This window comes from Trichocoleus sp. DQ-A2 (assembly GCF_039961915.1).
Taxonomy (GTDB): Bacteria; Cyanobacteriota; Cyanobacteriia; order Cyanobacteriales; family FACHB-T130; genus FACHB-T130.
The window spans coordinates 82461-102903 of record NZ_JAMPKD010000018.1 but is presented as its reverse complement, the minus strand read 5'-3'; the positions used below and the strand labels follow the sequence as shown (position 1 = coordinate 102903).

The following is a 20443-nucleotide window of genomic DNA, read 5'->3' as shown; positions in this document are numbered from 1 at the left end:
AATTTGAAGAGAATTCGCTCAGATTGGGCTGAGGTTGTAGCACGACGATGCGGCGATTAATGTTTCAGCTGCCATGCTATCGACTGGCTTAGAAAACAAATATCCTTGTCCGGATTCGCATCCCATCGTCTGGAGTTGTTTCATCTGTTGAATCGTTTCGATGCCTTCGGCGGTGACATCCATTCCCAAATTATTAGCCAGCGTCACAATCGCTCGGACAATGGGTAAACTTTCGCCACCGATGCCCATGCGGCTAACAAAAGAACGGTCAATCTTCAAGGTATTAATCGGAAAATGATACAACCGGCTTAAAGAAGAATAGCCGGTGCCGAAGTCATCAATCGATAGCTCAACACCCAAAACTCTCAAATATTCCAGCATCGCGATCGCATCTTCATTGTCTGCGATCGCGCTTTCGGTAATCTCTAGCTTTAAACTGTAGGGATCGCACTCGGTTTTGTGCAAAATCTGGTCGATCTTTTCAATTAAATCGGGTTGCAAAAACTGCCTGCCCGACAAATTGACGCTCATTGTCAGTCCCCGTTGGTTCGGAAATGCCGAATGCCAGCGTTGCAACTGGCTGCAAGCCTCGCGCAGCACCCACTCACCCATCGGCAGAATCAGTCCCGTTTCTTCCGCCACGGGGATAAACTCCGCTGGGGAAACTAAGCCGCGTGTGGGATGCTGCCAGCGCACCAGTGCCTCGAAGCCAGAAATTTGACCTGTTGCCAGCGATACTATCGGCTGATAGTGCAGCCGTAACTCCTGGCGTTCCAGAACGTGTCGCAGATCCGTTTCCATCTGCAATCGGGCAACTGCTTGGTGGTGCATGGTCTTGTTAAACACCGCATACCGCGCCCTCCCTAGTGCCTTTGCTCGATACATGGCAATGTCGGCATCGCGCAGGATGTCTTCTGCCTGGTCATAGCCCAGCATACTCAAAGCAATGCCAATACTGACAGTGCTGAATACTTCTTGCCCCTCAATCTGCAATGGTTTTCGCAGTTGTCTTTGCAATCGATTGGCAATGCGAGTCACGTGGCTCAAGTCTGGTAAATCTGCTAGCACAATAGCAAACTCGTCTCCACTCAACCGCGCCACTGTATCTTCTGGGCGTACCGATGCCTGTAGAATTTTTGCGATCGCTACCAGCAATTGATCTCCCGCTAGGTGTCCCAGGCTATCGTTAATCACCTTAAATCGATCGACATCCAAAAACAGCACAGCAAATAAATAGTCCTGGCATTGATTCGCCCGTTCCAGGGTTTGCCGCAACCGATCCATAAATAAAGCTCGGTTGGGCAAACCTGTCAAAGCATCGTGATAGGCTGCATGGAATAATTGCGACTCTACTTGCTTGCGCTGAGTGATATCGCGTTGAATTGCTAGGTAATGAGTCGTCTCATCTTGTTCATTTTTGATCGGTTCGATGTGCCACTCGTTGTAAAACTCCGTGCCATCTTTGCGATAGTTAATCGCTTCGCCATAAAATACTTTCCCTTCGGACAGAGTTTGTCGCAGTCGGTCGAGGAGAGTCCGATCGGTTTTGGGTCCTTGCAAGATCCTCGGTGATTCACCGATGACTTCCTCTGGGGTGTAGCCGGTCATTCTCGTAAATGCGCGATTGACAAAGACGATTTCTGGGCCGGGAAAAGTTAAGTGAGTCGAAGTAATCGCGATCGCATCTTCCGCACATTCAACCGCCGCCGCCAGTTGCCGTAACCTTTCTTCTGTACGCTGGCGTTCCGTAATGTCAATCGCCACACCCACTAGACCAACCACTTGACCTGTTTGATTTTGCAGCGGGGTGGTGCGGTTTTCGTACACCACATCGCCTATCTGGACAATCCAGGTTACTTCTTTTCCAGCTAAAACATTGCGAATATTCGCTAAGATTTCAGGCCGGTCTTTGTAAAGGTCAAAGACCGACTGCCCGATTACCTCACCGGCTTTCAGTCCGAGAGCCTCCAGTCCCTTGCCCTCAGAAAGCGTAAAAATGCCATTGCTATCTAGGGCATACAAAATAATTGGTGCATTTCCAACACTGGCGCGTAGCAGCTGTTCATTACCTAATCCCAAGGAACTGAGGCAATGCTGTGGCGATATACCCATACTAGAACCGTCACCGTTCCTAGCAGTGTCGATCCTTTCGCATCGCATCGTCCTTATCCTGTGGGACTGGGATATTGGTTTCAGCTCCATCGGCTCCATATTTTTCCGGCTAGGATTTCCTGATAATTCTTTATTATTTCTTAAGATTTCCCTCTTGGGATCGTCTGCCACTCATCAGCGTATACCTAACCACTGATTACGCAACCTGGGAGGGAGCCATCGGGAGTGGGGTTGCAGAGGCGGTAGACTGCTGAAGCGGAATTTCTAGAACAAACTCTGTCCCTTGTCCGGGCGTTGACAGACACTTTAGTTGACCTCCGTGACGCTCCACCACCACTTGGTAGCTAATGGACAGCCCCAGCCCAGTCCCTTCTCCTACAGGTTTAGTCGTAAAAAAGGGGTCAAAGATTCGTTTTTGGACTGCTTCTGGAATGCCGCAACCATTATCTGCAATCCGGATAATTACTTGATTTTGGTTGTTCGCTGTTGTGCAAATCCGAATTGTCGGTAAAGGGGAATTGGCGATCGGGAATTGGCGATCGCTACTTTCTTCTCCATGATTCATCACCCATGAAGCCTGAACGTTTTCCCGTTCCAGAGCATCAATGGCATTGCTCAGCAGATTCATAAAAACCTGATTTATCTGCCCTGCGTAGCATTCCACCTGGGGTAGGTTCCCGTATTCTTTGATAATCAGAATACCTGGTTTTCCTCCCTGTGGCTTCAATCGATGCTGCAAGATCAACAGGGTGCTGTCGATGCCTTCATGCAAATCCACCGGCTTTTTCTGGCTCTCATCATGGCGGGAGAAATTCCGCAAGCTCAGGACAATCTGGCGGATGCGTTCCGCCCCCATTTGCATAGAATCCAATAGCCTTGGGAAATCTTCAACCAGAAACTCCCAATCCATTGCCTCGGCTTCTGTTTGAATTTCCGCTGCTGGCTGAGGATAGTGCTGCTGGTAGAGGTTTAACAAATGCAGCAAATCTTGGGCATACTGCAAAGCCGGGGTCAAATTCCCATAAATGAAGGAGACGGGGTTATTAATTTCATGGGCGACACCCGCTACTAACTGCCCCAAACTGGACATTTTTTCGCTTTGGATCAACTGGGTTTGGGTTTTCCGCAGCCGATGCAGCGCTTGTTTAAGTTTGGTCGTTTTTTTCCTTAATTGTGCTTCTGATTTCTGTAATGCTTCCTCCGCTTGCTTCCGTTCGACGAGTTCGGCTTCCAGTTGCTCAAATAGCGTCGATTGCTGAATGGCGATCGCTAGCTGCACGCTAAGCTGTTTGAGCAATTCTACTTCCGATGCCTGCCATTGCCGGGTTTCGGTGCAGTTTTGGGCAACAAGCAGCCCCCATAATTGAGGGTTGGAAGAGGACTGAGGACTGAGGACTGAGGACTGAGGGTTGGAAGAGGACTGAGGACTGAGGACTGAGGACTGAGGAGTGGATGGGGGAGGAGGGCTGGTTGAGGTGTGAGGGTTGAGGAAGAGTCCTTTCACCTCCGTCTTGTTTTGGACAATCGGGACGACCAGATTGGCTTTTACCTGAAACTTCACTAGCCAATCAATCTGGCACTGGCTGAGATTCGCCGTGTCGATATTCTCAATCGCTTGAACCTCGCCTTGTTGGTAAAGAGGCAGGTGATTTTCCCCAAAACATCTGCTGTGGATCTGAGTTCCTAAACTCTTAGTCCAACCCGCGCCGACCGATTCTACAACCCCCATTCCACGCCCATCTGAATCGAAGCGGTAGATCGTTACCCGGTCGGTGTTGAGAAATTGCCGGACTTGCGATACAGCCGTTTTCAGGACTTCTTCCAGGTTCAGAGACTGGCGGATGCGCTGATTCATGTTTCTGAGCAGCCGTTCTCCAGTCGCTTGCTTCCATAAGGCCGTTTCTACCTGTTTGCGACCTGTAATATCCATCACCGTCCCAGTAACCCGTGTCGGTGTATTGGTTTGGTTGCAAAACAAGGTACCCGTAACGGCAACCCACCGAACTGCACCATCCGGGCAAAGGAGACGATGTTCGAGGCTGAAGAGACGATCTGCCAAGTTTTCTGTCCGGGATGCCTGTACAATCTGCGCGATCGCTTCCGTCACGCGATCGCAGTCCTCCAGATGAATACACTTTAAATAAGCTTCATAAGTGCTACCAAAGGAACCAGGTGGGAAACCTAATAAAGATTCCGCATTTGCCGACCAGGTTAGCTGACCCGTCTGCCTCTCCCACTCCCAAACTCCCATACTGGCAGCATTCAGAGCAAGCCCCAGCCTGGTTTCGCTTTGTTGTAACGCCGCTTGTGACTGTTGTTCAGCGAGCTGGCGCTCGGTAATATCTGTATGAAAAACCAGAAACTGAGTCAGTTCACCAGTGGCGTCCCAGACAGGAGCAACAATTAGCTCATTCCAAAAAGGCGTGCCATCTTTGCGATAATTCTTTAACACTACCTGGCACTCTTGCCCTAACTGCAAGGCTTGGTGAATTTGCTCAATCGCATCCTGGTCAGTATCGATTCCTTGCAAAAAAAAGCAGTTGCGTCCGATGACTTCTGCTGAAGCATAGCCCGTTATCTTCTCAAAAGCCGGATTGCAATAGGCTATAGAAGGATTGGGGGTACGAGCATCCACAATCACAAGACCTACAGGCATGGTTGCGAGGATGCGATCGCATAACCCTCCCGCTTCCCCGTGCCGCTCGATAGTGTGAAACTTCTTGCCTACCTTGCCTTGCTGGCTTGCCATTGCAGTTGCAGCTCTCAGAAGTAATTAGTAGCGAATATTAAGCCTCGGTTTCTTACCGTACACGAATCTTAACTTCTCTCTAATATACCTAATGACGTATTTCTCCGGTGTGATGCAATATACAAACTTCAGTGCTATTTAGTCTGAGTTTCTACCTGAGGTGGTCGGAACAGATTAATCTCTACGCGCCAGATAATCTTTAAAAAACATTGGTCTAATTTCTAACGACGACCGTGGCGCTGTTCTAAAATCTTCTGTTTTACAATCTTCTCTTAAGTCCCGATCCAGATGACAGCGATTCCAGCCACCGCTTTATCACTGACTGAATCTACACTTTAAGCGGCATCCACATTGCCCCCAGTCAGTACCGGGTTACGTCAGTACTGGGTTAGTTAGGTAATTTATTCTGCCCGATCTCATTCCGCATTCGGCGATTGTCGCCGACATTGAATGCAGGTTCTAGGTGGACACTAGTGCCTGAAAATACGGTAATTTCCTACGGTAAATCTTTGTTTGCAGTCTCTTGAGCTTGTGTATCGGGTTGCTCGGTCATAGGACTGCACCTGATTCATACTGCCTTCTCGGCGAAAGACCCAACTGATAAATTTATCTAAATTCTCAAACTCAAATAAGAATCTCAAATAAGAATAAAGGGGTGCGCTCATTTAAGCAAATAACGACTCGCTATTCGCAATTTAAAATTGTCCGCACCCCGCAAAAATTACGGTGATTAAATTTCAGCATAGCGATTTACTGGTAAGTAAACCTATGACTTTGGAGCGAATTAAAAACAAATAGATATATCACCTAGGAGCGAAGCAGACCGTTAGAGGGAATACATAGGCTTAAAGTCAAGACTTAGACTCTAGCGCTGAGTTGTTAGGGAAAGCAAAAGGAGGGGAAAATGACGCATCACGGCAATCATGACGATGAGATCATCACGGGAACCGCAGACGAACACTACAACCTGATCAGCGTGCTATACCATGCCCTAGAGGGTGCCAGTACCTACGAAATTTATATTCAGGATGCTGAGGAAGCTGGAGATGATGAACTCGTAGAGTTCTTCCAGCAACTAGAAGAAGAAGAATCTCAACGCGCCGAACGGGCGAAAGAATTGCTTGCCAAGCGGATTGCTCCGCAGGGGGCAGTTGCTAGATAGCGATCGCAAAAGCTAGCTCAGACTTATTTCCCCCTTTAAATTCTTGAGAGAATTCGTGGTTGAAGCAGCCACGAATTCCCTAGTTTGCACGAGTAAAAAACGTGCAAATTAAAATATCGCGCAATTACGGCGCGAACTTCATGGAGTAAGGAGCGTACTTTTTTTAGAAAGATTCAACGCTTTGGCAAGTCATTAAGAGAGCGAAAAGAGAGCGAAGCGTGAAAGTTGGAAAGATTTAAGAGGTCAATAGTGAAATACGAGCAGTTCATTAAACAGGTTCAAAGCGTTGCCCAACTGAGCCACCGTCAGGAAGCAGAACGTGCCACTCGTGCCACGCTGGAAACACTGAAAGAACGCATCGTTGGAGACGAGGCAAAAGACCTAGCTTCACAACTGCCAGCAGAACTACAAGAGTGTCTGCGTGGGCGAGAGGGCGAAAACGGTCAATTTTTCTCGCTGCAAGAGTTTTACCAGCGCGTCAGCGAAAAAGAGGGAACCGATCCTAGCGATGCTGCAACTCATGTTCGAGCGGTGTTCGCAGTGCTGCAAAAAGCCGTAACGCCTGGTGAGTTTGCAGATGTCCGCGCTAATTTTTCAGAAGATGACGCAGAGCTATTTCTTACCGGAACCTCATTGAGTGAAGTTCCCAGTTCGTAAGAATTTTAAAGGTAAAACTCCAAAGGAGTTTTACTTTTTCTCGCGATCGCTCAAAATTTTTTTCCTTGCAAAATTTTCATAAAAAAGGAGATTCCATGACACAGCAAAATAATAACGGCAGCAAGAAGCGAGTTGCCATCCTAATCGAAAATGGGGTTGAAGATTCTGAATTTCAAGTCCCTTATAAAGCCTTGCAAATGGCAGGAATGGAGGTCGTTGTCCTCGGTTCTCGGATGAACGAGAATTATGTCGGTAAACAAGGCAAATTGTCCCAGAAACCGGATGGCACCACGACAGAAGCCGTGGCTCTCGATTTCGATGCAGTCATTATCCCCGGCGGCATCGCTCCGGATATGATGCGGACGAACCCCAACACCGTCAACTTTGTAAAAGACGCATTCGAGCATGGGAAATTGGTGGCTGCCGTTTGCCACGGACCACAAGTTCTGATTGAAGCTGATTTGCTCAGAGGTAAGCAAGCAACGGGCTTCTTCTCTATCCGCACAGACATTATCAATGCAGGTGCCCATTATGTGGATGAGCCGGTCGTGGTTGACGGCAACCTGATCACCTCGCGTCAACCGGGTGATTTGGCAATTTTTACCACTGCAATTCTCAGCCGTCTCGGTTACGGTGGCAAAGAAGCTGCATTACCCCATGAAAGCGATATCACCGCTGAATGGTGGAAACTGGCTGATTCTTGGGGCGGTTCCACCAAGGGCGATATTGCCAAAGGTTTGAATACGGCGCTGGCTGGCGAACGTTATTCGCAAGAAGCGTTTGGGCAGTATGCCGAGAAAAGCACAGATGCAGAATTGACCTCGATGCTGCAAGACATGATCAAAAATAAGCAGCATCACATTCAAATGCTGGAAGAACGGCTGAATGCTCTGGGAGAAAGCCCCTCGATTCCGGCACAAGCTGCTGACAAATATGCCAAGTTCAAAGCTTCTCTGCAAGGCAGTGACGACACCGATCTTTTGCGTCGCAGCATGGGCGACTTGCAAACCGGCGTTGTCGATATTAACAACTTGCGGATGAAATTTACCGATCCGATTACTACCGCCATTCTCACCGAGATTGAAGTGGATTTGTCGAAGTACGAACAGTGTTTGGCGGCACTTTATAAATCTCGGATGGCAGGTCAGGAAGTCAAGCCTGCGAAGCCGACGACTGGTGTTTCCGTCAAGATGTAAGTTTTGAGTGCCAAGTAAGGTGGGCATTGCTCACCTTATTTAATTGCTAATCGCTTCAACACTCAAAACGTTTCTCAAGGAGATGTCCGGAATGAGCATGAGTAGAAAACTGGAAGGCAAAGTTGCCATTATCACGGGTGCAGGGACTGGAATCGGCGAAGCGATCGCGCACAAATTCGCCAAAGAAGGTGCCAAAGTCGTTGTTAATGGACTCCCTAGCGATCCGCTGGATGAAGTCGCACAAGCAATTCAGCACTATGGTGCTGAAGCGATCGCCTACGCGGGGGATATCTCGGAAGAATCCCACGCGAAAGCTTGTGTTCAAGCCGCTATTGACTATTACGGGCGTCTGGACATTTTGGTGAATAATGCGGGTGTCTTTTTAGTAACGGCGGAGACTCAAGACTACCCCGTTGATGTTTTTGACCAGACGATCCGGATGAACATCCGTTCCGCCTTCCTGATGACCAAGTACGCTCTACCGCACCTCCAAAAAACACGCGGAAACATTGTCTCTGCCGGGTCTGAGGCTGGCTTTAACGGACTGGCGCGAAATACTCCCTACGGGGGTACTAAAGGCTGGATGCATTCCTTTATGAAAGGGGTGGCGGTTGAGCAAGCTCAATACGGTGTTCGCGCTAACTGTGTCTGTCCCGGTGCCATTGATACCGCTTGGACACACAAAGAAACCGGGCCGATGGATGCTCAGATGGAGAAAATGCTGATTAATGCAACTCCAATGGCTCGACGCGGCACGCCAGAGGAAATGGCAAACGTCTATGCCTTTATTGCTTCGGATGAAGCGAGTTACGTCACGGGGGCATTGTGGCTGGCAGATGGTGGCATCACAGTGGCGAAAGGAGCCATCGGCGAGCAGACGCCAGAATCGTTGCGTGCTGAACCGCAAGGAGAACTGCGTCTAGATCATGCCACAGAAGGGCTAGAACACAAACAAGTCCAAACGATTAGTTAAGCGCCTAAGAAATTAATATTACTCAGCAAATCATCAATTACCGTTTGAGGAAAATAGAACATGACATCCAAAGATATCGTCCCCAGCGGTCAGAATGAACCCAGCAATGTCGGCGATAAGGAGCGTTGGGGATCGTTACTAGGCGGCGGCGCACTTGTACTGATGGGTTTAAAGCAACGATCTCTTCGGGGAGCGTTAATGGCGATCGCGGGTGGTGGTCTAATTTATCACGGTGCGACCGCAGAAAAAGGTATCCAAGACACCATACAGGAAAAAGCAGGGATGAACCAAAGTATCAAAGTTGAAAAGACCGTCACGATCAATAAACCAGCAGATGAACTTTATCGCTTTTGGCATAATTTTGAAAACTTGCCTAATTTCATGAAGCATCTGAAATCGGTAACGGTTGTCAACGAGCGGCGATCGCACTGGGTTGCCAATGCGCCAATGGGTGCAAGTGTGGAATGGGATGCAGATATTATCAACGAGAAAGAAAACGAGTTAATCGCTTGGGCTTCGACGGAAGGAGCAGACGTTGAGAATGCAGGGTTTGTGCGCTTTTCACCTGCGCCTGCGAATCGGGGTACGGAAGTAAAAGTCGTCATTGAATATAATCCGCCGGGTGGTGCTGTCGGTGCTGCGATCGCTAAACTTTTTGGCGAAGAACCAGAACAGCAAGTTGGCGATGATTTGCGCCGTTTCAAAATGATTATGGAAGCAGGTGAAATTGCAACAACAGAAGGTCAACCTTCTGGAAGAAGTTAAGAATTTTATTTCGTGGGATTCTTAGTTAAGAAGAGAGAAAACTGAATAATAGGTTCTTCTCACAACAAAAATAAACAACGGAGATTGAAATGAATCAAGGAATTAATCGTTTGCAAAAAATTTGTTTGCGTTTGGCTAGTGTCGTTCTAGCAGCGATCGCATTTTTAGTAATTCCGACTTTTAGCTACAGCACATCGTTCCAAGCACAAGCTCAAACCCTGATTGCTGACAATTTAGATTTTAATAAGACCAGCAACGCTCAGATCAAAAAAGCGATTGACATGGCTGAAGACCATGTTGGGGACAGAGATGGAATCGGCAATACTGGCTTGAAGAACATCAAAAAGCTGGGAGAAAATATTCCCGAAACTGCCGATGTGATTGTCCGCCAAAGATTTGATAACGATCAACCTGGTGACGTGGGCGACCCAAGTATTGTTCAAGACAAAAATGAGCAGGGAGTCGCCAAGACTAAGAATCGGGCACCTAGATAATTCGGCTTTTCGCTCAATTCGGGTTGAGAAGTTAAGCGACTGACTGCATTACCTGAGACAGGGATGTGAGAAACCCCGTCCTGCGGATACACAAGGGCGGGGTAATTAATAAAAGGATAAACAACATCAATGAAAGCAGTATGTTGGTACGGTGCCACCGATGTGCGGGTCGAAACCGTACCCGATCCCAAAATTCTCAATCCGCGCGACGCCATTCTCAAAATTACTTCGACGGCAATTTGTGGCTCCGATTTGCATATTTATGACGGCTACATTCCGACGATGCAACCGGGTGACATTATCGGTCACGAATTTATGGGGGAAATCGTCGAAGTTGGTAGCAAAGTAACCAATTTGAAACCAGGCGATCGCGTTGTCGTTCCTTCCACTATCGGATGCGGTCACTGTCACTATTGCAACCATGATATGTGGTCGCTGTGCGACAACTCCAACCCCAACGCTTGGATGGAAGAAAAGCTCTTCGGTAACGTCACTTCAGCAATTTACGGTTACTCTCACTTATTCGGCGGCTATGCAGGCGCGCAAGCCGAATATATCCGCGTTCCCTTCGCGGATGTGGGTGTCGTCAAGGTTCCCGCAGAAATTCCCGACGAGAAATTATTGTTTATCTCCGATGCCATTCCCACCGGATTTATGGGCGCGGAGTTATGCGATATTCAGCCAGGAGATACTGTCGCTGTCTGGGGTTGCGGCGCTGTCGGACAATTCGCCATGATTAGCGCCTATATGCTGGGTGCCGAAAGAGTAATCGGCATCGACCGTTTTCCCGAACGTCTCCAAATGGCGAGGGAACACGCAAAAGCGGAAACGATTAACTACGAAGAAGTTGATGCTGGCGAAGCGCTGAAAGAGATGACTGGCGGACGAGGTCCAGACTGCTGCATTGACGCGGTGGGATTAGAAGCGCACGGCATGGGGGTTGAAGGGGTTTATGACAAAGCAAAGCAAGCAGTCCGGCTGGAAACAGACCGTCCCCACGTCCTGCGGCAAATGATGGTCGCTTGTCGTAAAGGCGGCACGCTCTCAATCATGGGTGTTTACGGTGGCTTTGTGGATAAACTGCCCTTTGGTGCTGCTTTCAACAAAGGCTTGACCTTCAGGATGGGGCAAATGCACGGGCAAAAGTATATGCAGATGTTGCTGGATAAAGTTTTGAAGGGCGAACTCGATCCATCCTTCGTTGTCACCCATCAGTTACCCCTAGCAGAAGCCAAGAATGGCTACGAAATGTTTAAGCACAAAGAAGATAAGTGTATCAAGGTTGTGCTGAAACCTTGAAGTCAGTAATTGGGAAAAAAAATTAACCGATTACGAATCATCAAATAATAAACTGGAGTGTTTTCATGAATCAAGTAATTTCTTTTCTACAAAGTATTCGTTTGCGCCAGATTGCTACTGCGTTTCTGGTAAGTGCTGCATTTTTGGTGATGCAAGTTTTCGGTTACGGGACTCCTCTACAGGCCCTTGCGAATAACACCACATTGACACCAGAAACCAACGCTTACCAAGTGCCAGGGTCTAATGGTTCAATCAATGCTAGGACTGAAACGCTAAAAGACCAGACTGAAGATACAGGCAGTAGTTTGTTGGATAAAATTGGAGATGCTGCTGAAAATGTCAAGGAAAAACTGAATCTTGACGAGCCGACGCCTCCAAGTACCAAAAAGTTTTTTAATCAGATTCAAGATAAAGCTGACGATGTAGTTGGTAAGACAGTTCAAGGGACGCAGGAAGGTTTCAACGACGCGGCGAATAACCTGAGCAGCCCATCTTACTCAAAATAATCTGTAATCCAGCGTGCAAATTGTCCCCCCTTAACGAGGGGGGATAGTGGAACAACGGATAATATTTGCTTGACATTTCGCTCCTCCTAACCTCCTTAACCAGGAGAACTCGCAAAGAGAAAGATTTACCTAGGGTGTATGTGTAGTTATTAGTCATTAGTAAATTGTTCTTAGTAATTGATAATGACTAATAATGAATCACAAATAACTCATAAATAATGACAAATGACTTAAGGAGAAAAATTTAATGAAAGCTGTTTGTTGGCATGGAAACAACGATGTGCGGGTAGATAATGTACCCGATCCAAAAATTCTTAACCCGCGCGATGCCATCGTCAAAATTACGTCAACAGCAATTTGCGGCTCCGATTTGCATATTTACGATGGTTTCATCCCGACAATGCAAGCGGGCGATATCCTCGGTCATGAATTTATGGGGGAAGTGGTTGAGCTTGGCAGCGCCGTTAAGAATGTGAAGATAGGCGATCGCGTCGTTGTCCCTTTCACTATCGCCTGCGGTAACTGCCTATTCTGCAACCGTGACTTGTGGTCGCTGTGCGATAACTCCAACCCGAACGGCTGGATGGCTGAACAGATGTACGGTCATTCGCCATCAGGACTTTTCGGCTACTCCCACTTGTTCGGCGGCTATGCTGGAGGTCAAGCGGAGTATGCGCGGGTGCCTTTTGCCGATGTCGGTTTGTTCAAAATTCCCGATGGATTGACAGACGATCAGGTACTGTTCCTGACGGATATTTTCCCGACCGGCTACATGGCAGCGGAAAATTGCAACATTAAACCGGGTGATATTGTAGCTGTCTGGGGCTGCGGGCCAGTCGGACAGTTCGCAATCAAAAGTGCCTTCATGCTAGGTGCCCATCGCGTTATCGCTATCGACCGCATTCCCGAACGCTTACAAATGGCTAAAGAACAATGCGGGGCAGAAATTCTCAACTATGAAGAACTCGATGTCGGTGAAGCACTCAAAGAGATGACTGGCGGACGCGGGCCAGATTCTTGTCTGGATGCCGTCGGCATGGAAGCACACGGTACCGGGCCGGATGCTTTTTACGATAAAGTCAAGCAAGCCGTGCGAATGGAAACCGATCGCCCCACCGCCCTGAGGCAAGTCATTGTCGCTTGTAGCAAGGGTGGTCATGTATCGCTAGCGGGTGTTTACGGTGGATTCCTCGACAAGATTCCAATGGGCGCTGCTTTCAACAAAGGCTTGACGTTCAAGATGGGACAAACACACGTCCATAGATACTTGAAACCGTTGTTGGAACATATCCAAAATGGCGATATCGATCCCTCTTTCGTCATCACACACCGCTTGCCTTTAGAAGAGGCGAAACACGGTTACGAAATTTTCAAAAATAAAAAAGACAACTGCATCAAAGTTGTACTAAAACCATAAGGTCAAACTATGGAACTTGACCGCTCTGATCGGGGTGAAAACACCGTCAAGATTAATAATTTGCTTGCAGAAGTTTATCACTTGGTTGAAAAACTTGAACAAGAGGCAGAAGAAAATCGCCAGCGTTTCCAACAAGAGTTAGAAGCTGGCGAGATTCTTACTGCTGAAAGTCAATCTTTTGGACAGAAATAGGTGTTTTGTTAGTTCTGTGGTCGAGATGTCAATGGGTTGCGTCTCGTCAGTGAATTGAAACCATGAATGCCATCTAATATAAGAGGGGGTATCAGCAGTCTGCTAGGACGTCACGGCTGGACGTTGGCGTTGCAGGAGTGTTGACGAAGCATTCAGTCAGTAGTGCTGACACCGTGAAGTATCTGGAGAGAGACGTGGGAAAACTGGGTTGGCGATCGCTTCCAATTCTTTTAAGCCTTGTGGTGACAATTCCCTTTGCATCATCCGGTCGGGCGCTATCCGCACAAGAACCCACACAGAAACTTGTTGAGAAACCTGCTGAGAAAACGATTGGCAACATTGAATCAGTTGCCTCCTTTAATGGGCCGATGCTTACTGGCGTCACCGTGTCTCAGGACGGTCGAATTTTTGTGAACTTCCCTCGCTGGGGAGACAATGTAGAATTTACCGTTGCTGAGTTAAAAAACGGGACGGCGGTGCCTTATCCCAATGCCGAAATTAACCGCCCAAATCCCAGCAACCAAGCTGAATCGTTGATTTCGGTTCAAAGTGTCGTCGTCGATCCGCAAAACCGCCTGTGGATTTTAGATACTGGGAGTCCGCAATTTGCCCCCACTTCCTACGGGGGACCAAAATTAATTGGGATTGACCTAAAGCAAAATCGGATTATCAAAACAATTCTATTTCCCCAGAATGTAGCGCTGCCAACGACTTACTTAAACGATGTCAGATTTGACTTGCGGCGCGGCAAAGCTGGAATGGCATTCATCACCGATTCTTCTAGTTCTGGGCCAAATGCAATTATTGTTGTAGACCTGGCTTCTGGCAAAAGCTGGCGACGGCTGAACAATCACCCCTCCACCAAAGCCGAACCAAATTTTTTGCCCAGCGTCGAAGGACAACCGTTGATGATGCGATCGCCTAATCAACCACCCAGCTATATCAAAGTAGGTGCAGACGGGATTGCGATTAGTGCTGATGGCGATCGCTTATTTTACTGCCCTCTGGCAGGTCGCCGTTTATACAGTGTCAGCGTTGATGCTTTAGCAAACGAGCAATTAACAGAGTCGCAAGTAGCAGCAACCGTGGTGGATCTCGGCGATAAAAGTGGTGCTTCAGATGGACTGGAATCAGATGCTGAAAACCGCGTTTACCTGACGAACTACGAACACAATTCCATTCTTCGCCGCCTACCGGATGGAATGTATGAAACGCTCGTTCACGATCCTCGCGTTTTGTGGCCCGATACGCTTTCTGTAGCATCAGACGGCTATCTCTATTTCACTGCCAATCAACTGCATCGCCAAACAAATTTTCATGGCGGCAGAGATTTAAGAGAAAAGCCCTACAGTCTATTCCGAGTCCGCATTGATGGGAATCCGATCTTGCTCCGCTAAGAGCATTTAAACAACATATCTGAACCAGGAAGCAGCAAATATGACAGATACAACTGTGATGAAAGTAGATTCTACCAATTCCCCCAAAGGGGAAATGGGTCAAAAGTATCTCGCATCAGGCAAAACCATCTCGATGCGCCTTTGGGAAAACGAGCAACCCAACGAACCAAAGGAACCAACTGCGCGAGAATATGAGACGGTTGGTTATGTCATCAACGGTCGCGCTGAATTGCACCTGGAAGGTCAAAGTATTTTGTTAGAACCCGGTAATTCTTGGACTGTACCAAAAGGTGCATCCCACACCTATAAAATTCTGGAGCCTTTCACGGCAGTTGAGGCAACTTCTCCACCCGCCCAAGTTCACGGGCGCGACGAAGCTTAATCCGACATGAATTAAGCAAAAATACTTAAATACTGCTAATAAAAAAACCGTCTTTTTAATGAAGACGGTTTTTTTATTAACACAAACTTTTAAGAATGAACTTGATACAAAATAATTGGTAATTCGTCATTAAATAGGCACATAAATCAAGAATAAATTTACCGAAATAAACTTAAAACTGTCCTTCTCCAGGAAGAGGCAAGACCTTGATTTAAATAGTTTCCTATAGGAGTAGAGAGCATAAGTTTTGCAATTGAAATTTCGATATTTAGCAATTTGCTAAATATCAATTTGCACCATTTTTCTGTTGTTCTGATAGTAAAAAGAATTCGGAGTTTTTGAATGTTTTACCATAAAAAGCAACTTCAGTATTTCACTCCGCCACAAAACCCCGATCCGGTCTACGCCATGAAGATTCAGGAACTCATCGGCGGTACCTTTGGCGAGATGACTGTGATGATGCAGTACCTATTTCAGGGATGGAACTGTCGAGGGCCTGCTAAGTACCGCGATATGCTACTGGACATTGGTACCGAAGAAATCGGTCACGTTGAGATGCTTGCCACGATGATCGCCCATCTGCTGGACAAAGCGCCTCTAAAAGTCCAAGAGGAAGGTGCCGCAGATCGGCTAGTCGGCGCGGTTATGGGCGGTTCTAACGTGCGGAATGAGATTATGGCAGCAGCGATGAACCCGCAGCACGCCATTGTCTCCGGGTTGGGTGCGACGCCCTCTGACAGCGTTGGCTACCCTTGGAACGGTCGCTTTATCGTCGCCAGCGGTAATTTGTTAGCAGATTTCCGCTCTAATCTCCACGCCGAGTCGCAAGGTCGCTTGCAGGCGGTGCGAATGTATGAAATGTCAGACGACCCAGGCGTGAAAGATACCTTGAGTTTCATGATCGCCCGCGACACCATGCACCAAAACCAGTGGTTGGCAGCGATTGAGGATATCGTAGACTCCGGGCTGGACGACACTCCGGTTCCGAGTTCCTTCCCGCTGGAATTGGAGAAGCGGGAGTATGCCTATCAGTTCTGGAATCACTCTGACGGTACTGAAAGTGCTGAAGGACGTTGGGCAAAGGGCAAATCAATGGACGGCAAAGGCGAGTTTGAGTATGTAGAGAATCCACAACCGTTAGGGCCAGAACCGACACCTCCGCCGGCTGAACCAAAGTTGCACGGTACCCCAGGTTTTGAAAAGGCACGACACACCTAATAAATAACTGCTGAGAATTAGTTCGCCTGCGTGTTGGCTAATTCTCAAGCAAAACCTAATCGATGCCATTGCAGCAAGGTATCAACACACCTGTATTTTTGCAGGTGTGTAACGCGATCGCTCTCTACGCCACCCTACTTGATGGAGAGCGATCGCTTCCTACTTTTTTTCGCTCAAGCGATCGCTCTGTACGCCACCATATCTAAAAGCTGTACGCAGTGTTTGACAGGCTTACCTTCTGCTCTGGGAAAGTCGTCCGGGTTTTCACTCTTTCGCTGTCCTGGTGCCGGATTATCTTTTCCAGTTTCAGGTCGCCATATTTAGCATAGAGCTGTTCGATCTCTTCATTCATCTGGTCACACTCAGTTTGGAGCCGCTGATTTTGATGGCGTAGCTGTTGAATCGCTTCCTTATGTTCTTGACAAGCTATTAGGTAAGTTTGGCGAGAGTTCGCCAGTTCATCCTGTAGCCGTTGATTTTCCTGTTTTAGCTGCTCTAATTCCTTGGATTCAACCAAGATTTTCAAATGAACTTCTTTGGGAGCGCTTTGTTGAGTGCAAATACTTTGATTCTTTTCAAGCTCTAGCCGAGAATTTCCCAGTTCATCTTGTAACCGCTGATTTTCCTGTCTCAGCTGCTCTAATTCTGTTAAATGAACCTCTTTGGCAGCACTTTGTTGAGTGCAAATACTTTGATTCTTCTCAAGCTCTAGGCGAGAGTTTGTTAGTTCGTCCTGTAACCGCTGAATTTCCTGTTTCAGATGGTGTACTTCCTGAGATTCACCAGGCAAATTTAAATGGACTTCTTGTATATAACTTTGCTGGCTGGAAGGACTATCATTTTTCGCAGTTTGTAGCAATTGCAACCCTATTTCTCTGAGTCGCATCAACGTTAAATCTTTGCTAAGCCCGATGTAACAGTGATATAGTTCGCCATTTACTTTCTTGTAGGCGTACCAAAAATCTCCATCGGTTTTAGTTTCTTTGCTAGCGATGAAATCAGATGTACGTTGATCGACTGGCTCAAATTTAAATGACTTAGAACTTGGTAAATTTAGCCATTGGAACCATTGCTCAGAATCAAGATGAATGTCTTCGAGTCGTTCACCCCGTCGTGGATCTTCTACCCAAAATTCTAATGTTGCCCTCTCGGTGAATGACCAAACCTTTGGTGTTTTAGCCGCCATGATTAAGTTACACAGATAAATTATTCGCAAAAGTAACAAGTTTCAGCATTTTCCCTGGTATCCCATGTAACTTTTCTTCTATTAGAGGTTAAAATTTTACGGTATCGCTGTTCCGATAAACGTATTGTTACTGAACCTCTTCAATGCACCCTACTTGTTTTCTAAGTAAATATACAAGGAATTTTCACTGATGAAGATTTTTTAATATTAAGTTTATACAATCTTTAAAATAGTCAGGAGTATTCTTGACACAATCTTCATAATTAGGAGCAGGCTGTAAGTTACTAACGGCAAGCTGCTGGATCTAGACTTGCTAGTATGCAAGCCCAAAAAAGAATCCCTCTTTTGGAGAAGAGAGGTGAAACGGCTGACTAACAAATTCCCTATGGGTTGGGTTGAGGTGCGTGTAACCCAAATGCAGCAAACGTTTGCTTTGTTTTTGCTCTCACACAGAGCCGACCTACGGCTGCTAGGCTGTCTCATAAGCACTTGATACAAGTACAAGCGTGGGATGAAAGCTGGACTTCCTAAAAGAATTCCGTGGGATTTTTATTCGGAAAAGTTGCACATCGCGTTAGTTTAATTAAAAAATGTAGCTGAATCTCTAGATTAGATGTTTTGGCATTTTCTGCTGGATTAAAAATTACCAAATCTCAGCTTTTTTTGCCTCGAAGGGGACTCTCTATCCCTAAAAATTAATTCAACTACTTAAATAATTTAAATTTCAGCCTAAAGATAGGTGAAGAAAAACCTTATGAGCTACAACTGTGAAAAGAGTTCTGAAAAATCGACCACAACTCGATCCCAGCTCCTTCTCTAGAGTGAGACTCGATGGTAATGCTCCCCCCATGAAAGAGGAAGATAAAACTAAAAGTGAACTCATCGCTGAATTAGTAGCACTCCGCCAACGAGTTGCGGAGTTAGAGAAACGAGAAAATCAATATCAGCACTCAGAGAAGGCTTTGCGGTTAAACGAAGAGCGCTTCCTGATGTTGCTGGAAAACATGAAAGACTATGCAATTTTTTTCCTCGATCCCGACGGACGTGTTATTAAGTGGGGAGCAGGGGCAGAAAGCATTTTAGGCTATCAGGAAGCAGAGATTTTGGGCAAATCTGGCTCCATAATTTTTACACCTGAAGATCGCGATCGCGGCGATGACCACAAAGAATTGCAAAAGGCATTAACAGAAGGTCGGGCTGAGAACGAACGCTGGCACGTCCGTAAAGATGGCAGCCGTTTCTGGGGCAGTGGCATTGTCACGTCTTTACGCGATGAGAGCGGACAGGTGCAAGGGTTGGCTAAAATCATGCGCGACTTCACGGATCGCAAGCAAGCTGAAGAGGAACGGACTCGGTTACTTGCCCGCGCACAGGAGGCACGCACCCAGGCTGAATCAGCCAACCGGATGAAAGACGAGTTCCTGGCGACTCTTTCTCACGAACTGCGATCGCCCCTCAATGCGATGCTGGGGTGGACGAGTCTTCTCCGTACCCGAAAATTTGACGCGGCGACGACCGCTCGTGCTATCGAAACGATTGAGCGAAATGCCAAGGCGCAAGCACGCTTGATTGAGGATCTTCTGGATGTTTCGCGGATTATTCGAGGTCAACTCCGCCTCACAGTTCGCCCACTGGAACTGATTCCAGTCATTGAGTCAGCCATTAATACGGTACGTCCAGCAGCAGATGCCAAGAATATTCAAGTTCATCTGCTGCTGGATACTTTTGTGGGTTCAATTTCAGGAGATCCAGACCGCTTGCAGCAAATAATCTGGAATCTGCTCACCAACGCGATTAAGTTCACGCCCGAAGGCGGACGAGTTCAAGTTTACCTTCAAGGCGATCGCTCTCACGTCGAAATTTTAGTCAGCGATACGGGTGAGGGTATCAGCGCAGAGTTTCTGCCTTACGTCTTCGACCGCTTTCGCCAAGCTGATAACTCTATCACTAGGTCTTATACAGGATTAGGGCTGGGATTGGCAATTGTCCGCCACTTGGTGGAACTACACGGAGGAACCGTGCGTGCTGAGAGTCCCGGAGAGGGGCAAGGGTCAACATTTATCGTGAAGTTGCCGCTTCTCAACAGTGCTGGGGTGAAAAAGAGGGCTGAGGAAGCGCAATCTTTATGCCGTTCTCAATCTTCAGCACCCAATCCTCAAGAAAGTCCTCGTCCCACCCTTTGGGAAAGCCCTCTTGATGGCTTGCAGATCCTTGTTGTTGATGATGAAGCTGATGCCCGTGAGTTGCTGAAGAGCATTCTAGAACAGTATGGAGCAGAAGCGATCGCTGCCGCCTCAGCCGAGGAAGCGATCGCAACTATCCAACAGTCAAAGCCAGATTTACTCATCAGCGACATTGGGATGCCAAATGAGGACGGCTACAGTCTAATTCGCCGGGTGAGGGCGCTAGAGGCGGAAAAAGGACAAATTCCATCTGTAGCGTTGACGGCTTATGTTAGAGCAGACGACCAAAAAGCAGCCCTTTCGGCAGGTTTTCAATCCCATGTCGCTAAACCCATTGACCCTACTGAGTTAATTGCAGTCGTCGCCTCCCTTGTCGGACGGACTGGAAATGTCTAATTTCATCGCCAGCAACAAAATTTTTAAATACCCAAAATCCCAAAACCGGGCGTAAGCGTATGGTATGGGATAGGAGCAAAGACGGTATACCATCACGGATGCGACTTCGGATATAAGCAAGGAGAGGGACGTAAATTTATCCTAAATTTTGCTTTCTTT

The 20443-nt window shown here is 47.3% G+C and carries 18 protein-coding genes; 15 read left to right on the top strand and 3 right to left on the bottom strand.

Going from position 1 to position 20443, the window contains the following annotated elements; genetic code table 11:
* Positions 1–18: 18 nt before the first annotated feature.
* Both NC997_RS18455 and NC997_RS18450 read right to left on the bottom strand, forming a co-directional pair.
* Complete coding sequence (locus NC997_RS18455; protein ID WP_190525877.1) at positions 19–2160, bottom strand: EAL domain-containing protein; 2142 nt, start codon at positions 2158–2160, stop codon at positions 19–21.
* A gap of 148 nt (positions 2161–2308) precedes the next feature.
* On the bottom strand, positions 2309–4861 hold the full coding sequence (locus tag NC997_RS18450) for a PAS domain S-box protein (protein ID WP_190525875.1): 2553 nt from the start codon (positions 4859–4861) through the stop codon (positions 2309–2311).
* A gap of 904 nt (positions 4862–5765) precedes the next feature.
* On the opposite strand from NC997_RS18450, the gene NC997_RS18445 reads away from it, so the two are divergent.
* From NC997_RS18445 to NC997_RS18380, 14 genes are all read left to right on the top strand, one after another.
* A complete protein-coding gene (locus NC997_RS18445) occupies positions 5766–6023 on the top strand; it encodes a hypothetical protein (protein ID WP_190425293.1) in 258 nt (85 codons plus the stop codon).
* Between the two features lie 249 nt (positions 6024–6272).
* Positions 6273–6680: a DUF2267 domain-containing protein gene (locus NC997_RS18440; protein WP_190413065.1), complete on the top strand. Its 408-nt coding sequence runs from the start codon at positions 6273–6275 to the stop codon at positions 6678–6680.
* A 95-nt stretch (positions 6681–6775) separates the two neighbouring features.
* Entirely contained in the window at positions 6776–7876 is a 1101-nt protein-coding gene (locus tag NC997_RS18435; RefSeq protein WP_190413066.1) for a DJ-1/PfpI/YhbO family deglycase/protease, read from the top strand.
* A 97-nt stretch (positions 7877–7973) separates the two neighbouring features.
* Positions 7974–8849: an SDR family oxidoreductase gene (locus NC997_RS18430; protein ID WP_190525873.1), complete on the top strand. Its 876-nt coding sequence runs from the start codon at positions 7974–7976 to the stop codon at positions 8847–8849.
* Positions 8850–8909: 60 nt separating this feature from the next.
* Positions 8910–9614: an SRPBCC family protein gene (locus NC997_RS18425; RefSeq protein WP_190438610.1), complete on the top strand. Its 705-nt coding sequence runs from the start codon at positions 8910–8912 to the stop codon at positions 9612–9614.
* A gap of 89 nt (positions 9615–9703) precedes the next feature.
* Complete coding sequence (locus tag NC997_RS18420; protein WP_190438613.1) at positions 9704–10108, top strand: hypothetical protein; 405 nt, start codon at positions 9704–9706, stop codon at positions 10106–10108.
* Positions 10109–10237: 129 nt separating this feature from the next.
* Complete coding sequence (locus NC997_RS18415; RefSeq protein WP_190525871.1) at positions 10238–11407, top strand: zinc-dependent alcohol dehydrogenase; 1170 nt, start codon at positions 10238–10240, stop codon at positions 11405–11407.
* A 65-nt stretch (positions 11408–11472) separates the two neighbouring features.
* Complete coding sequence (locus tag NC997_RS18410; protein WP_190525869.1) at positions 11473–11913, top strand: hypothetical protein; 441 nt, start codon at positions 11473–11475, stop codon at positions 11911–11913.
* Positions 11914–12160: 247 nt separating this feature from the next.
* Complete coding sequence (locus NC997_RS18405) at positions 12161–13330, top strand: zinc-dependent alcohol dehydrogenase (protein WP_190413072.1); 1170 nt, start codon at positions 12161–12163, stop codon at positions 13328–13330.
* 9 nt (positions 13331–13339) lie between these two features.
* Entirely contained in the window at positions 13340–13522 is a 183-nt protein-coding gene (locus NC997_RS18400; protein ID WP_190413073.1) for a hypothetical protein, read from the top strand.
* A gap of 239 nt (positions 13523–13761) precedes the next feature.
* Complete coding sequence (locus NC997_RS18395) at positions 13762–14919, top strand: L-dopachrome tautomerase-related protein (protein ID WP_347276079.1); 1158 nt, start codon at positions 13762–13764, stop codon at positions 14917–14919.
* A gap of 40 nt (positions 14920–14959) precedes the next feature.
* A complete protein-coding gene (locus NC997_RS18390) occupies positions 14960–15301 on the top strand; it encodes a cupin domain-containing protein (protein ID WP_190413074.1) in 342 nt (113 codons plus the stop codon).
* A gap of 342 nt (positions 15302–15643) precedes the next feature.
* The gene (locus tag NC997_RS18385) at positions 15644–16519 is read left to right on the top strand and encodes a manganese catalase family protein (protein WP_190413075.1); all 876 of its coding nucleotides are present in this window, start codon (positions 15644–15646) and stop codon (positions 16517–16519) included.
* A 62-nt stretch (positions 16520–16581) separates the two neighbouring features.
* On the top strand, positions 16582–16725 hold the full coding sequence (locus tag NC997_RS18380) for a hypothetical protein (protein WP_190525866.1): 144 nt from the start codon (positions 16582–16584) through the stop codon (positions 16723–16725).
* On the opposite strand, the gene NC997_RS18375 is transcribed toward NC997_RS18380, so the two are convergent.
* Entirely contained in the window at positions 16722–17705 is a 984-nt protein-coding gene (locus NC997_RS18375; protein ID WP_190525864.1) for a hypothetical protein, read from the bottom strand. The genes NC997_RS18380 and NC997_RS18375 overlap by 4 nt on opposite strands.
* A gap of 767 nt (positions 17706–18472) precedes the next feature.
* Here NC997_RS18375 and NC997_RS18370 point away from each other — a divergent pair.
* Positions 18473–20284, top strand: a complete 1812-nt coding sequence (locus NC997_RS18370) for an ATP-binding protein (RefSeq protein WP_347276076.1) — start codon at positions 18473–18475, stop codon at positions 20282–20284.
* Positions 20285–20443 lie beyond the last annotated feature (159 nt).